This window comes from Pseudomonas sp. C27(2019) (genome assembly GCF_008807395.1).
GTDB lineage: Bacteria > Pseudomonadota > Gammaproteobacteria > Pseudomonadales > Pseudomonadaceae > Denitrificimonas.
In genome coordinates, this window is the sequence record NZ_CP043320.1 from 245346 (window position 1) to 260233 (window position 14888).

General features: G+C 51.5%; 15 protein-coding genes. 6 read left to right on the top strand and 9 right to left on the bottom strand.

Features of this window, described 5'->3' with window-relative positions; all coding sequences use genetic code 11:
• Positions 1–341: 341 nt before the first annotated feature.
• The 6 genes from FXF61_RS01180 to FXF61_RS01205 all read left to right on the top strand — a co-directional run bounded on the left by FXF61_RS01180 (position 342) and on the right by FXF61_RS01205 (position 8525).
• The gene (locus tag FXF61_RS01180; RefSeq protein WP_151185966.1) at positions 342–629 is read left to right on the top strand and encodes a CopG family ribbon-helix-helix protein; all 288 of its coding nucleotides are present in this window, start codon (positions 342–344) and stop codon (positions 627–629) included.
• Positions 626–913, top strand: a complete 288-nt coding sequence (locus FXF61_RS01185) for a type II toxin-antitoxin system RelE/ParE family toxin (protein ID WP_306108664.1) — start codon at positions 626–628, stop codon at positions 911–913. The genes FXF61_RS01180 and FXF61_RS01185 overlap by 4 nt, the downstream gene beginning before the upstream one ends.
• Before the next feature lie 62 nt (positions 914–975).
• A complete protein-coding gene (locus tag FXF61_RS01190) occupies positions 976–2760 on the top strand; it encodes an ATP-dependent endonuclease (RefSeq protein WP_151183548.1) in 1785 nt (594 codons plus the stop codon).
• Complete coding sequence (locus tag FXF61_RS01195) at positions 2760–4583, top strand: site-specific DNA-methyltransferase (RefSeq protein ID WP_151183549.1); 1824 nt, start codon at positions 2760–2762, stop codon at positions 4581–4583. The genes FXF61_RS01190 and FXF61_RS01195 overlap by 1 nt, the downstream gene beginning before the upstream one ends.
• 2 nt (positions 4584–4585) lie before the next feature.
• On the top strand, positions 4586–7234 hold the full coding sequence (locus FXF61_RS01200) for a DEAD/DEAH box helicase (RefSeq protein WP_151183550.1): 2649 nt from the start codon (positions 4586–4588) through the stop codon (positions 7232–7234).
• A gap of 4 nt (positions 7235–7238) precedes the next feature.
• Positions 7239–8525, top strand: coding sequence for a HEPN/Toprim-associated domain-containing protein (locus FXF61_RS01205; RefSeq protein WP_151183551.1), 1287 nt, complete (start codon positions 7239–7241; stop codon positions 8523–8525).
• A 120-nt stretch (positions 8526–8645) separates the two neighbouring features.
• Here FXF61_RS01205 and FXF61_RS01210 read toward each other — a convergent pair whose 3' ends face one another.
• The 9 genes from FXF61_RS01210 to FXF61_RS01250 all read right to left on the bottom strand — a co-directional run bounded on the left by FXF61_RS01210 (position 8646) and on the right by FXF61_RS01250 (position 14652).
• The gene (locus tag FXF61_RS01210; RefSeq protein WP_151183552.1) at positions 8646–9410 is read right to left on the bottom strand and encodes a hypothetical protein; all 765 of its coding nucleotides are present in this window, start codon (positions 9408–9410) and stop codon (positions 8646–8648) included.
• Positions 9411–9485: 75 nt separating this feature from the next.
• Positions 9486–10097 (bottom strand): plasmid mobilization relaxosome protein MobC, encoded by a 612-nt coding sequence (locus tag FXF61_RS01215; protein ID WP_151183553.1) that lies wholly within the window; start codon positions 10095–10097, stop codon positions 9486–9488.
• Positions 10098–10841: 744 nt separating this feature from the next.
• Positions 10842–11933, bottom strand: a complete 1092-nt coding sequence (locus FXF61_RS01220) for a type IV secretion system protein (protein ID WP_151183554.1) — start codon at positions 11931–11933, stop codon at positions 10842–10844.
• A 5-nt stretch (positions 11934–11938) separates the two neighbouring features.
• Positions 11939–12205 (bottom strand): EexN family lipoprotein, encoded by a 267-nt coding sequence (locus tag FXF61_RS01225; RefSeq protein WP_151183555.1) that lies wholly within the window; start codon positions 12203–12205, stop codon positions 11939–11941.
• On the bottom strand, positions 12202–12663 hold the full coding sequence (locus FXF61_RS01230) for a hypothetical protein (RefSeq protein ID WP_151183556.1): 462 nt from the start codon (positions 12661–12663) through the stop codon (positions 12202–12204). Before FXF61_RS01230 ends, FXF61_RS01225 begins: the two co-directional genes overlap by 4 nt.
• A gap of 10 nt (positions 12664–12673) precedes the next feature.
• Positions 12674–13411: a P-type DNA transfer protein VirB5 gene (virB5, locus tag FXF61_RS01235; RefSeq protein ID WP_151183557.1), complete on the bottom strand. Its 738-nt coding sequence runs from the start codon at positions 13409–13411 to the stop codon at positions 12674–12676.
• A 234-nt stretch (positions 13412–13645) separates the two neighbouring features.
• Positions 13646–13903, bottom strand: a complete 258-nt coding sequence (locus tag FXF61_RS01240; RefSeq protein WP_218571823.1) for a hypothetical protein — start codon at positions 13901–13903, stop codon at positions 13646–13648.
• A 201-nt stretch (positions 13904–14104) separates the two neighbouring features.
• The gene (locus tag FXF61_RS01245; protein ID WP_151183559.1) at positions 14105–14428 is read right to left on the bottom strand and encodes a hypothetical protein; all 324 of its coding nucleotides are present in this window, start codon (positions 14426–14428) and stop codon (positions 14105–14107) included.
• Positions 14425–14652, bottom strand: coding sequence for a plasmid-related protein (locus tag FXF61_RS01250; protein ID WP_151183560.1), 228 nt, complete (start codon positions 14650–14652; stop codon positions 14425–14427). Before FXF61_RS01250 ends, FXF61_RS01245 begins: the two co-directional genes overlap by 4 nt.
• Positions 14653–14888 lie beyond the last annotated feature (236 nt).

The window sequence follows — 14888 nt, forward strand, 5'->3', positions numbered from 1 at the left end:
AGATTTTTTGCTTGTAGCCCGCATGATACGTGGCTTTAAAAATGGTGGGCCTGCACGGACTTGAACCGTGGACCAAAGGATTATGAGTTTGCGGCTGAAACGCTAAACCTAGGAAAATCAAGCGTATACAACCGTAATCAAAATAAGTAGAAAGTACTTATGCATCAGTAGTTTAGCGTATTTATGCGCAGATGGCCAAAACTGATGTGTGTACCGCTACTGTACCGCTGGCCATGGCAAATTCCGGTCAGATCACCATCTGGTATGAGCATCAATTACATAGAGACATTCAGGGTGTCGTGCTACACTGCACTTTGCATGTAACACATGAGGATGATGCCATGAGCGATGCCACTTTTACTTTCCGAGTCGATGACGGCCTGAAGGCTGAGTTTGCCAATGCCGCCAAAGCTCATGACCGTACCGGAGCCCAGCTTCTTCGCGACTTCATGCGCAGTTACGTGGCCCAGCAGGAAGAAGCACAGCAATACGATGCCTGGCTGGCGAAGAAGGTCGAGCAGTCGCGAGCGTCTGCGGAGGCGGGCAACCTGATTCCCACGTCTGATGTTGAAGCCCGCTTTGCCGCTCGCCGCGCAGCGACCCGTGCCCGTATGGCTGCACCTGAATGATGGAGCTGCTATGGACGCCAGAAGCGGTCAAGGATCGTGAAGACATTTACGACTACATCGAGGAAGACAACCCCCTTGCTGCCCTAGCGCTTGATGACCTGATAGCAGAAAGAACAGCAGCGCTTCAGGATTTCCCAAGAATGGGCCGGGGCGGGAGGGTGCCCGGCACCTTTGAGTTGGTCGTTCATAGCAGCTACATGGTCGTGTATGACCTTGTGGAAACGCAGGTGCGAATCCTGAATGTCGTGCATACCGCCCGGCAGTGGCCGCCGCTGCAAAAATAAGTGATTGATACCATGCAGGCCAGTTGCCCCTAGACTGCCTTGTATAGAAAAAGGAGCAGTCTATGCATAGGGTTAGCTGTATTCATATTCAGAATTTTCGTTCGTGCCGTAACGTTACCCTTCCATTGGAAGGCTATACGCCTCTGATTGGGCAGAACAACGCAGGGAAATCCACCATTCTTCAAGCTATCGAGTGGGTGTTGCAGCCAAAGGCGTTGTCTGCAGCAGATTTTTCTACTCCAGAAGTACCTGTTGAGGTTGCTGCGTGCATAGATGGCATCAGCGAGGAGATCCTGTCGCTAATACCCGAAGAAAAACATAGGAAAGCAATCGAGCCATATTGCCGGGATGGCCGTTTATGGATTCGCGTCGTGGCAACGGGTACCACTTCAAAAGCCACAAATGCAGAGGTCTGGGACATCGATCAGTGTTCTGGCGAAGGTTTGCCGGAACACTGGAGATCCTACCCCACAGGGCTGTCCCAAGCGGTTTCTGTTTTATTGCCAAAGCCCCTGGTTGTGCAGGCCATGCACGATCTTGGCGAAGATCTTGGTAAAGCAAAGGCTGGTACCACGATAAAGGGCTTGCTTGATGAGATCATGGGGCCGTTGCTGGACGCTCACGCCGAGTTGAGCACGGCGCTGGAAACTATCCGCCATGTGCTGACTTCCGGCGGTGAAAACCGTTCCCAGCATTTGCAGCAATTCGATACCGATGCTACCGAAGCGCTTACCCACTTTTTCCCGGGTTTGGCGCTCGACCTGGACTTGCAGGTGGTTGATGTCAAGGAGTTCTTCAAGGCCGGTGACCTGCATGTCACTGATAAAGCTACCGGCGACCGGCGACGTTTTGACCAGATGGGTACGGGAGCGCAGCGGGCTATTCAGATGGCGTTAATTCGCTATCTGGCTGAAACTCGGAGGGGGGGCGGGGACCGACCTGCACGTCGCCTGCTATTGATAGATGAGCCTGAGTTATATCTGCATCCCCAAGGTGTAAGGCGTTTACGACAGGCTCTGAGCCATCTTGCTGAGCACGGCTTTCAGATCATCTTTTCCACCCATTCGCCGCTGATGCTGAGCCGGGAAAACGCTGCTGACACTGTGATTGTGGGCAAAACAGCAGAAGCAGGTACGACCACGCAAAAGCCTTTACGTCATGCGGTCGAAGAAGCGCTGAGTAATGCTGAAAGCCAATCGCGCACCCTGTTTGAGCTGGGCAACCTAGCCGAGATTTATTTTGCTAGTAGGGTGGTCATTTGTGAGGGCAAGACAGATGGACGCTTGCTGCCGATAGCTTACGAAAGGCTGTATGGCATTACCCCTGACATTGATCATATTGCCTTTGTTTCTGTTGGGGGCTGCGGAAATATCCCCAAGGCGTTGCCCGTTATGGCCGCCATGGGGATAGCTGCTTGCGCTGTAGTAGATCTGGATTTCGGTTATACCCATGCCCGTTCCGGAGGTATGTTGCCACGGGATGGAGATGATTTGACCAAGGTTAAAGCAGAGTTAGTACGTTTGCAGTCTGAACATGGTTTCGTCTTGCATGATAACGGCCTTCCAAAGAATGATAAAACCACCGGGCACCTGGCTGCCGATACTTGGGCTCTCTTCGCTGCAGACGACGAAGGAAAAGCCCTTGCTGTGCAAACCCAACATGATCTTCAAGCCCATCGAGTCTGGGCCTGGTGCGAAGGCTGCATTGAGCAGGTAACTGGAACAGACGATAAAGGCGAAGACGCCATTATCGAGCAAGAACTACGGTTGCGCAGCATGAGCGCCGCCGAATTAGAACAGCAGATGCCCGCTTTCAAGGCGTGCTTTGATTGGATCAGGAGTTTTTAATGCCCACGCTTGAGTTCAAGGGTAAGCAGTTTGTCTATTCCCATCACCTTGGGGTGCCGTTTCGTGAATTACAGGTGGTGCCTGAAAAGTCGCTGTCCGCTGAAGGCAAACAGCCATCGCTGGATGACAACCTGATCATTCATGGCGACAACCTGGAAGCGCTCAAAGCATTATTGCCGACCCATGCTGGTAAAGTGGATTGCATCTTTATCGACCCGCCCTATAACACCGGAAACGAGGGTTGGTGCTACAACGATAATGTGCGTTCGCCTTTGATGAAGGAATGGCTGAAGAAATCGGCTAATCCGGTAGACAAGGAAGATCTAGAAAGGCATGACAAGTGGTTGTGCATGATGTGGCCAAGATTAAACTTGCTGCGTGAGTTGTTATCGGATGAGGGAGTTATATTCATTTCGATAAGTGATGTTGAGCAACACCGGCTGCGGAATCTTTTGGATGAGATTTTTGGTGAAGAATGTTTTATCGCTTCAGTAGCGTGGCAAAAGCGCACATCGCCAGATGCAAGGAAGCGTTTAGGTGCTGCTCATGACCTGATCCATGTCTACTCCAAACGGGAGAATCGCGTTGTGCTTTCAAAGCTCCAGCACTCCAATGAGCAGACTGATTCATTTTCAAACCCTGACGGTGATCCGAATGGCCCATGGGTGTCAACGGATATGACGGCGCAAAATATCGATCCTAGCGGACGGCAAGGCCAACAGTACAAGATCAAGCTGCCTTGTGGGCGAGAGGTCTCTCCGCCTTCTGGACGGTGCTGGTCGATGCTAGAGCCCGAGTTTTTGCGGTTGAAAAAAAACGGTCGAATTTGGTTCGGGGTAAATGGCGATGCTCGGCCTCGAATTAAAACTTATCTCAATGAATCTGAGGGGGTTAGCAGTTGGACTTGGTGGGAAAACTCCGAGGTGGGCCATAACCAAGAAGCAAAAAAGGAGATAAATCAGATACTGGGCCCGGATAACCCTTTTGATTACCCTAAACCAGTGAGACTTATATCCAGGGTTTTGGAGTTGTCTACGTCCAAAGAAAGCTTAATTTTGGACTCTTTTGCAGGCTCGGGAACAACTGCCCACGCAGTCCTGGATGCCAATAAAAAGGATAATGGCAATCGCCGCTTTATTTTGATTGAGTGTGAGGGGTATGCCGACACTCTCACTGCTGAACGAGTTCGACGGGTTATCAACGGTTATCCATATACCGGCACCCAGCGTGAAGAACTGCACCAGGAAAATATCACCTGGAGCACGTTCGGGAACGGGAAAAAGCACAAGAAAGTGATGGATCATATTGCTTCCATCGAAAACCTTCACGGCCATGAATACGACAAGATCAAGAAAGAGATTAAGGATGGTGTGCTGACTGTAACCGGGGAACGTAAGATCGAGAAAACTGCGCCGGGCTTGGGTGGCAGCTTCACCTACTGCACCCTGGGCCAACCCATTGATATTGAAAGCCTGCTTACCGGTGAAGGAATGCCCAGTTTCGAAGCGCTGGCCCGCTATGTGTTCTACACCGCCACTGGGCAGTCATTGGATAAGGTAGGCAAGCCTGCGGCGGATGGTCTGATCGGCGAAACAGACTTGTTCCGCATCCATCTGTTCTACCAACCCGATAAAGCGTGGCTGCGTTCCAATGAGGCGGCTCTTAATGCCGAGCGAGTAGCTGCGATTGAGGCAGGTAACAAGCAGGGCAAGCGAGCGATTGTGTTCGCAGTTGCCAAGTTCATGAGCCAGAAGGAGCTGACGGCACGACGCATCGAGTTCTGCCAGCTGCCCTATGCCGTCCACCGGATTCTGGGGGATTGAGCATGGAACTGAAGGAATACCAGCAGGGCGTACTTGAGCGGCTGGATCGCTATCTGACGGTGCTGGCTGAGAAACGTGAAGAAGCCGAAGATTTTGTCGAGTTTCAGAAGAGCAAGGGTAAGGTAGCCAGCTTGGGCGACTACTGCCGGGAAGCTTGGGATCAGCTCAATACGGAACGCTTGCTGCCTTACCTCTATCACGACGGCAAGCCCGTGGTGGCTCCTTATCTAACGCGTCACGATGGCCTGGGCGGGTCGATTCCGAATATCTGCCTGAAGGTGCCGACCGGTGGCGGCAAGACGTTGCTGGCCACGGCCTCTCTGGAACGGGTGCAGACAGATTATTTCAAGCGCCAGATCGGCGTAGTGTTGTGGGTGGTGCCTTCGGAGGCGATTTACCGGCAAACATGGAAACAACTGGCCAATAGGGAACACCCCTACCGGCAGATGCTGGAGCGGGCCTCGGGTGGCCGGGTGAAGCTGCTTGAGAAGGGGGATGCCTTCACCCGTAAGGATGTGGAAGGGCAGCTCTGCGTGATGCTGCTGATGCTGCCTTCGGCGGCACGTCAGTCCAAGGAAACGCTGCGGATGTTCCGCGACAGTGGCCGCTTCACTTCTTTCTTTCCCTTGGAAGACGATAACGAAGCCAATGTGCAGCTGCTGGGGCAAGTGCCCAACCTTGACCAGAATGACTTGGCCGATCTCGGCTATGCCGACGGCGTGGTGCCGGGTACGGTGTCGGTCAAGCAAAGCCTGGGCAATGTGCTGCGATTGGTGCGTCCAGTGGTGGTAATTGACGAGGGCCATAGGGCCTACTCCGATACCGCCCGCGACACCTTGGCGGGCTTTAATCCGCGCTTCATTCTGGAGCTGTCCGCAACGCCCAATACCAACGGCAAGCACCAGTCTAACGTGCTCGTCAACGTACCGGGAACCGACCTCAAAGATGAGGAAATGATCAAGCTGCCGATCAATGTCATCAACGAGGGTAAGGGCGGTTGGCGGCATACGCTGTCACTGGCTCACGCCAAGCAGCAGGAGCTGGAAGAGGCGGCGCTGGCCTTCCAGAACGAGTCTGGTCGTTATATCCGTCCTATTGTACTGGTGCGGGTGGAGCGTACCGGTAAAGAGCAGCGCGACGCCGGGTTCGTGCACGCCGAGGATGCCCGCGAGTATTTGCGTGACCAGCTCGGAGTGAAAGAGGAACATATCCGCCTCAAGACCTCCAGTGATGACGAACTGGCGGACGAAGACCTGCTGTCATCCACCTCCGCAGTACGCTTCATCATCACCAAAGATGCCCTGCGCGAAGGCTGGGACTGCCCCTTTGCCTATGTGCTGGCTATTCTTTCGCGCACGACCGCCACCACAGCCCTGACCCAGATGATCGGGCGAGTGCTGCGCCAACCCCACGCTCGGACAACCGGTGTTGAAGCGCTGGACGAGTGTTACGTCTTCACCTTCGATCAGGATGTGACGGCGGCGGTCGATGGGGTGCGCAAGGGACTGGAAGACGAAGGTATGGCCGACTTGGCTTCCAGCGTCAAAGCTGTAGATCCTGCCAGCGGCCAGGCCCGTAATATGCGCCGGGAAACGATACAGCGAAATGAGAAGTTCGCTGGATTGCCGCCTATCTTTCTACCCCGTGTCTTGCACCGGGATAGCAGTGCCCCGGATGGCTATCGTGCGCTGGATTACGAGCGTGATGTACTGGGAGCTCTGGATTGGGAAGCGTTGCAGTTTCTGGCTGATAAGGCCGTCATGGATGACGACAAGCTGCAAAGGACAGTGGCCCGCGTGACGGTTTTGGATAAAAAATCCAAAGAGTCCGGGCAACAGGATTTCCAGCTTGATCATCAGGAAATTGAGGCCCTGCCGGAAGAGGGGCTGGATGCGCCCTATCTGGTGCGTCAGTTATTGGACGTTGTGCCCAACCCATGGCAGGCCATGCGCTTGCTGGAAGAGACCCTGGATGCGCTGCGAGCCAGCGGAGTCAGTGAGGAACAGATTTATATCAACCGGCTCGACCTGGTACACGTCATGAAGACGGATCTTCGCCGTCAGGTGAATACCATGGCCGAGGCGCTGTTTCGCGCCAAGCTGGAGAGCGGTGATATTGCATTGAGGTTGGTGTCGTCCAATGATCCGGCATTGAACTGGAAAATTGCCGAAACGCTGGAAATCGACGTGGCCGATATTGATCCGCTGTTGTACCGCAAGAACGGCGAGGCGCTGGAAAAAAGCCTGTTCGAGAAGGTCTACCAGAAGGAATTCAACGAGCTTGAAAAGAACACGGCCTGGTATCTGGATGAGCATCAGTGTGTGTACTGGTGGCACCGTATCGCGGTAAACCAACGCTCATACGGCCTGCAAGGCTGGCAGCGACATCGCGTGTATCCCGATCTTCTTGCCTGCGTGCATGGCACCGAGAATGGTAAGTTCCGCTTCTCAGTTCTGGAAACCAAGGGCGACCATCTCAAAGGCAACGATGACACCGAGTACAAGCGTAAGCTGTTCGAGTTGTTGACTCAGTATGCCGATGAGACCGCTACGATAGGTCAGCTTGATTTGGCAGGCCAAGGCGAGAAAACCCAGTTTCATATGGTTATGGAGCAAGACTGGAAGAAGACGGTATCGGACTCGATAGGATAGGTGTATGGGCACGTCAATAGAATTAAAAGTAGGCAACGTGTCGCTTGATTACGCCAAGAACTCGATGGGTAATGACTATGGATTTCTTTTTCAGGAAGACGATCTAACTCGAATAAAAAGGGAGGGTATCGATTACGAGTACTATGCAGAGCACCCGGAGGAAGGCGCAGAACTTGAGATCAGTGAGCTAGCATTTGTTCGGCCCTTAGCTCGAGTAATACCAAGATTGGATTTGCTGGGACATACTCTTGAGAGCGCAAAAATAGAATATCAGAGCCTTATTAATGAGGAAAATTCTTTGTGGGATGAGGTTTCCATAGCTCATGAAAAAAAAGATTTTTTGACTTTTGAAGAGTTTTGCTTGTTGGCTAACCTTTTTCCCTTGGATGACCTTGCAAACGAGTATGTGGACTTTTCTGATAGGGAACGAGAAAAGGTCGCGCAAGGCAGGTTTGCTGAGCATTATGCAGACTTTTCACGCTTACCTAGCCTTGGCTCATATAATTCGTACTGGTCTGAAAGTAGCTATCTGTCAGATAAAATCTGCATTCTTAGCGCTGAGTCAATGCTACAAGTGTTTTACCAGAACCCGGAAAATAGTGATGCTGAAGTGGTTTGGGAGTTTGGCTCAATTGTCAGCGCTGGCTGGGTCAATCAAGATATGTTTCAAGCTGGGGCTGGACGGCAACAAACTATTCTTGTCGCTACAGAAGGGGCTTCTGACGCAAGGATAATTCGGCGCGCTTTGGATATTTTCAGACCGGATGTTTCAGATTTTTTCCGCTTTATTGATGGCGAAGAACGGCATGTGTTCTGGGGTACAGGTAACTTGGTTAAGTTTGCCGAAGGGCTGATCCGCATCGATATTCAAAATCGTGTTATCTTTTTGTTGGATAACGATGCAGAGGGGATCGATGCATATAATAAACTCTGCAAGTTTCAAATGCCAAAAACAATGCGGTCAATGCTGCTGCCGGACCTAGAAGAGTTTCAGAGTTTTCCTGCTCTAGGGCCTGAAGGCGTTGTTAATAGTAATATCAATGGACGGGCCGCTGCTATCGAATGTTATCTAGACCTGAATCTAACCCAATACCCGTCTGCTCAAGTAATTTGGAGCAATTATAAAAAGGAAATAAATTCTTGGCATGGGGCGCTAGAGTACAAAGATTCATATACAGATCACTTCTTCAAACATAGCGATAAAGACTTGTTGGCGGGGAGCTATGACTCATCAAAGCTAGTAAAGGTGTTGGATGCCTTGATAGCCGAGGCTACCTTGCTTAGAGGCTAAGCTCACAGCGGGTGTGAGGTAGATAATCACTGGCCTTGAAAAAGTTTGGCTGAAGCTTCAGCAGAAGTGATAGCACCCGCTAACGATGGATATAATCATACTGGAGCTATAGGATATTCATCATATAGCATGAAAAATATTCCATAGAGCTATGAGTAATCCAGCTACTGTTCCGAAAAAACCAATCGCTTTTGCAGCCCTGCTCTCAAATAGCCTGTCTAATGCGATACCAATCCCTTTTGATGCCGTTTTAAGCTTGCCGCTTACCAGTTTTCGCATTACAGAACTAAAGAAGCCTATTTTTGAGAGCGTAGAGGTGTGCATGCGCAAGAACTCTTTATTCTCAAAAGCGGTAACTTCTTCCTGCCCCGAAAGAAAGTCTCTATGCTTTCCCCCATTTAATTCCATGAGTGACAACATCTTGGGGTGCTTTGCATAATCCGAACCGTAACGGTCTGCTATAAGGTCATTCAAGTTTAGCCGCCGCTCTACACCAATGACACAGGCATCCGTTCCACCTAGGGCGCGGTAGCGATGCTCTAAATGCTCAAATCCATAGGTAAGGTTCCTCATGTTCCAATGGACCCAATATTTATCACGGCGGTCACGAATAAATGCATAGAACTGCTTTAATAGCTCAAGCTCAACCTCATCAAACTTGATCAGAACTTGGTCGCGAGGAATTCGTAACTCTTCGGCTATTGAGTGGGTTGAGAAGCTGATTGACTGCCCCGTAGCGTAGTGGTTTATAGCAATAGAAGTTATGCGGGGTGAAAGCTTTTCATTGTCATCATTAAGATTTTGGCAGGAGTAGTGGATCAGATAAAAGTTTTCAGGGTTGTTTTTTACTGCTTTTATAAACTTTCGGCTGTCTGTAATATTCAATTCTTGTCCCTTTTCAAATGCATGGGTGCCCCTGCTTGCTTATTTGTTAATTTTAGTAGATGGTTTGTTGCGCCGTTATAGTTTGGTGGTGATTCGTGCTTTGGTTTGACTTTTGGTACTTATTTTCCATCGGCTAATGCTTGCATCTTGCACGGCTGCCACCTTATCCGTATGCAGATAGATAAACTCGGCCAGCTTTTCAAGCTGTTCCGCTTCCACAGTATCCACCAAACCTTTGTTAATCCTTTTGATAATCTGGTTCAGGTTCCGTCCAATCGTCCGGAGTTGATACGACGATTCCCATAATGCTTTCGTGGCGTCCATCGTGAACTGCGGTTCATGGGTAAGGCTCGCCCTCACGCAGTTGATCACCCAGCGCTGAGGTGAACAGCCTTCCGCTTCTGCCCTGGTCGTAACCGTCTGGTACTCGGTCGGCGTTAAACGAATTTCCATCCTCTCTTTTGGCCCTTCGTCTGGTTGGCCTTCTACCTGCTCGGAAATCCAATGCCGAACCTCTGGCGGCATCTCGTCCTGAATCATGTAGCGCATCAGGGCTCGTAAAGTTGCGGCGGCTTTCTTGTCATTGCGCTGGCAATAGGACAGCCACTGATCGCGTAAATCAGCTGGTAAACGCATGGTGTAGACATAGCTACCTCTCGTAGCTCCAATCTTGGCAGGCCGTGCCATAGCTTCTCTAATTCAATCTGTGGGAGGGAAATTAATTATAGTGTAATACACATTACCGGCGTTAGCCTATCCTGCATTAGTCCACACCCACCTACAATTTTTCGTCATGACGAAATTTCCTTGGTCATGACCAAGGTTTTGATTTGCAGTTGAACTGGGAAACGTATGGTGTAGGTCATGTTGGATGGCGCGCTGCAATTGTCTTGGCGTTATGCCGCGTGTTGTGTGGCACAAAGAACCGGCGATTCGCCTATCCTGCATTAGTCCACACCCACCTACAGTTTTTCGTCGTGACGAAATTTCCTTAGTCATTGCCAAAGTTTTGATTTGCAGTTAAGCAGGGAAATGTATGGTGTAGGTCATATTTGATAGTGCGCTGAAATTGTCTTGCGTCAGCGCTGAAACTGTCTTGGCCGTGATGCCCCCAGCATTGTGCAGCACATACAACCGGCGACTCGCGCCATCCTGCGCTGGCCCATATTCCCCACTATCCTTTTGGGAACGCCAGCAGCAAGGCCATAGGTTTGACGGAACTGATCGAATGCACGCCGCCCCTGGCCTGTCGGCTGTGGGGGAAAGGCGCGTTCCGCGCTAAATAATAATAAGAAGAATAAGATTATTATTATTCTTATTGAACGGTGCGAGCCTTTGGGGAGATGGTGACAAGTTCAGCTGTACTCGGAAGGTTCGCCGTCACCAAAAAGAAACCCCGCATTTGCGGGGCCGTGGTGTGAGTTTGAAGATCTATCGTTTGCCTTGTGCTCTTCTCAGATTAGCCAAGACAGCATCACGGTAGGCAGGTTGCCAGCCACCACCACCGGAGCCACTACCGCTACCCGTTGATCCGCCATTCTCGACCTTGTTACCCCGCCGGAGCTTGTTGGCGGCCCATTGCGCTGCGCCGTACATACCTTTGCCTGCCGCCAGGGAGCCTTTCCCGGCACCTTTAGCAATATCAGCGGTTTGTTTTACGCCGCCGCTCAGGCTTCGTGCTGTCATGACCCCCATCGTGAGGCCACCGGCAAGCGCCGCTGCCATCGGCATGACGCCTTTAACCAAGGCGTACAGAATGGCGGCCACAATCAGAAGCTCAAGAGCGACTGCCAGCATGTTCTGGTCGCTATCCATCGCGACCTTTGATATCTGGTGGTCGTAGATGCTGACGCCCAAGGTCAACACCACGGCTGTCAGCGCAACAATGATTGTGTGGTTTATGACGAAGCCGAACCATTGGTCAAAGAACCGTGCCGTGACAGGCCACATAAGCATCAAGATGAACAAGGGGCCGATAGCGAAAAGGATTTTGAGGTAGACGGTCGACAATAATATGGCAATGCCACCGAAGACCACGACCAAGCCAAACCCTACGGCAATCAGTGCTGCGATCAACCACCACCCGAAGATTGTCCCCATCTGCCGCCAACTGGCTTCACTGGCTTTTTCGCGAGCCTGGAGAATGAGTTCCAATCCTTTGCTCAGGCTGTTGTCCAATGTTTCGTAAACGGTACCGCCGCCTCCACCGCCAAACGCCGATGTAAGCCCCTCCTCAACGCCCTGTAGGCCACTCACCACCCAGTTCAGATAAATATCCGCATTAAGCGCCAGAAGGCTGATGATGAGGACCTTTCCGGTCATGATAAAACCGCTTGAACCTGCATCCTGTATTCTTCCCATCATCAGCATGTAGCCGTAGAGAACAAGAAAGATGGTGAGGCCGCCAACAGCCCAGGGGTAAATCGTTGCAATGGTGTCTGACACAACATCCGTCACGAAGGTGGCTGTAGCATTATCCAGCGTGGCTCCGATCCCTTGGAATACAGTGGTTTTTGCAGTCATGGCCGCTACCTCCCAAGCTTGATATCGGTCATGGGCTGCACGTCGAGACTGCCCCTCTTGGACGTATTAGCAAGGCTTGCTGCTTGCTCTGCATTGACACAGTTTGGCGTGTCGGCGAGTTCGCCAGGGTTGGCCCGGCACTGCGCCAAGCGTTCATCACGCTCAACAGTGTTTTCTTTGTACCAGTCAACGGACTGGACGACTTCGGCCTGTTCTTGTTTGCAGCCTGCCAATGTAGAAGCGATGAACAAGGGAAGAATGATCCTCTTCATTTCCGCACCTCCAAGGCACCGGAATCAATGACAAATCTGCTGGCTTTCATAGCGCGGGAAACTTCGACCGCATCCAAAATACGGAACGCAACCAGGGTACGAACGGCGCTTTCACGCATTCCACCCCAGGATGGACCAGCTTCAAAGCGTCGCCCGGCGTTTTGCCATGATAGCCCCATGCAAGTGAGGCAGCAGGCCGTCGCCATGAGGACGTATCCCCAATCAGCCAAAGGTTCGTCGTGGAAGAGCAATGGCAGAGTGAAGCCCCAGCCTAGAGCGGCAAAATAGAGGGTGGTAAGAGCGGCGAAGATGGTTACCACATCGAGGGCCATCATGTGCGGCGCAAGGCGCATCAGCTCTTTCGATTGGCCGAGCTGGTGAACGCAACGCCAAAACCGATAGAGACCAACGCTGATGAGCGTTACGGGGACAAGCGTAAAAACAAAAAAAGCATTCATGGCGGCCTCCTTAGCGACGAAGTGAAAAGTTCATGGGCTCGACGTTGAGGCTGCCGCGTTTGGCCGCTTCCTCCATTGCCATTTCCTGTTCGCGCTGTTCTTGAATCCGGTCTTCGGCTTCGGCCACCATCGCGTACATTTGCAGCTTCGTTTGTTCGTTGGCAATCATCGCTTGTTCAGCCGCTATACGGCCTTGCAGTTCAGCAATGTCTTTCGGGTCTTGGGTGGTGTTGATGCGGCCCATCAGTTGGTCAATCTGGTTCAGGCGGTCGCGGGCGGCATCGTAGGCGTCCAGGGCGAAGGCTTTATCCTGGGCACCTTTCACTGCCCGCGCTTCACAGCCCAACCGCTGGGCATTTACCTGAATATGGGCGCAGCCGTCAAAAACCTGATTATCGTTGTAGATTTCAGCGGCACGACCAGATAGCCCGGCATAGCCACCATTCCGCACCGCGTCATAAACGCCCTGCCATTCAGTCGGCAGGTACTCCCGGTAACGCGGGTCATTCAGAACGGTGCCAAGGCCGCGACCACCTGTAAGAGCCTTGTATTCGCGCTCCATGCCATCGATCTGCTCAACCATCTGGTCGTATTGCATTTTCCACTTTGCAATTGTCTCAATCTGGTTGGTGACTTGCTGAGCAATAGAAGCGCCGTCAGTGACGGGAATTTGTGCATTGGCCTCATGGTTGCCGAAGAGCATCCAAGCGGATACGCCGGCCACGGCCAGAATTTTGATAGTAGACATGGTTACCACTCCTTGTTGAATCAGGAGGGCATCGGACTGGCGTAAAGCCAAGGCCATTCAGTTGTTAGCTGTCTTGGTTCCCATCCAGAACCGTACCTTGAAGGCGATTAAACAACGCGTCTTTCCGTGTGGTCATGCTGTCTGTTCCAGCAAGTCATACCGGGCGCAGCGCGGAGCCGGTCAAGCAGATGGGCGACACCCATTCAAAAAAGCACTGGCAAGACAATTTCAGCGTTACCAGTTGCTGCGTTCAATTATAAATATTTCGCTCAAATACGGAACATTAACAAGCTCGTCGAGTGCCTGATCTACCGTTCGGAACCAGACGGGATCACCCTGATCATCAACAACTTGCCGTACATCCTCGGCGTTCTCTACCCACAGCGCGTAGCCTCTGATGCGACTGGCTTTCAGTGTGACCTGTACGTTGCCCGTTCTCTCCAGACTGTCGCAGTAGCCATCAAGGTCACGGTAACGAATCGTATGCTGCACAGTGGAGCGCCTTGTAATCTTTTTCAGTCAATCGCGTCGAAGACGCCTTTTCCCCAAGGCCGTAGGTCGGGGGCGGTGTGTTTGGTTTGAATACGCCTGGTTATATTCTTTCTGGTATTACTCTTGTTGGTCTTCTCTTATTGGTATATCCCCCCATTTTCCATTGGATGGTCGGCCATCCCGTGGTGGACCATCCGGTGGTTAGCCATCCGGTGGTTTTGGGTAGGATGGTGGCGCTGGGGTGTCGGTAACGAAGTGACTCCATACTATCCTCCCTCCCGCGCTATGGGCGCGCTCTTGCTGAAAGTAACCTGCTGATTGCATCTCTCGCCTAGCTTGTCGCCATTGCTTTTCACTGAGCTGGAAAACCTTCCGGATATACCAAATGCGAAGTTCGAAATCGGGACTTCTGCCGAGCATCCATGCCAAGAGAATGCGTGTGCGATAGCTGAGGCGGTCATCAACCAAAATGTCATCAGGCACCACTGAAAACGCGCGGCGTTTGACCTTGATGGTCTGGCTCATGCGATAGCTCCGCCATCCAACGCCAAAGCCTCCTTGACCTGGAGAGTGCGGAAATAAACGCGGCGGCCTATCCGCAGCATGGTTGGTTTTAGCTTTCTGGAAACATCCGTATCTGAGTACAGGGCGACACGAATGCCTTCTGGTGAGCGATCCAGTAAGGCCGCTATGTCCGTCATGCTCATTAGCGGGCCATATTGTTTGAGTAAGTATTCTTCCGTCGTCATTAATACATCCACCGTGTTTCAAGTAGTTGAACGTATTTTTGGACGGAATAGGCAGGAGGTCAAATTTAAGCCTTTGATTTAAAAGGCCAAAATATACTCTTCGCAGATACCAAGAACTATGCTTGGCGAGTACCAATATATAGTGTCTTGGTTTCCAAAAAATATTTCCGCAAAAATAGGCTTTAATAACAATAGGTTATGGTGGCTATCTTTTTTTAATTATTGATAGAAATAAA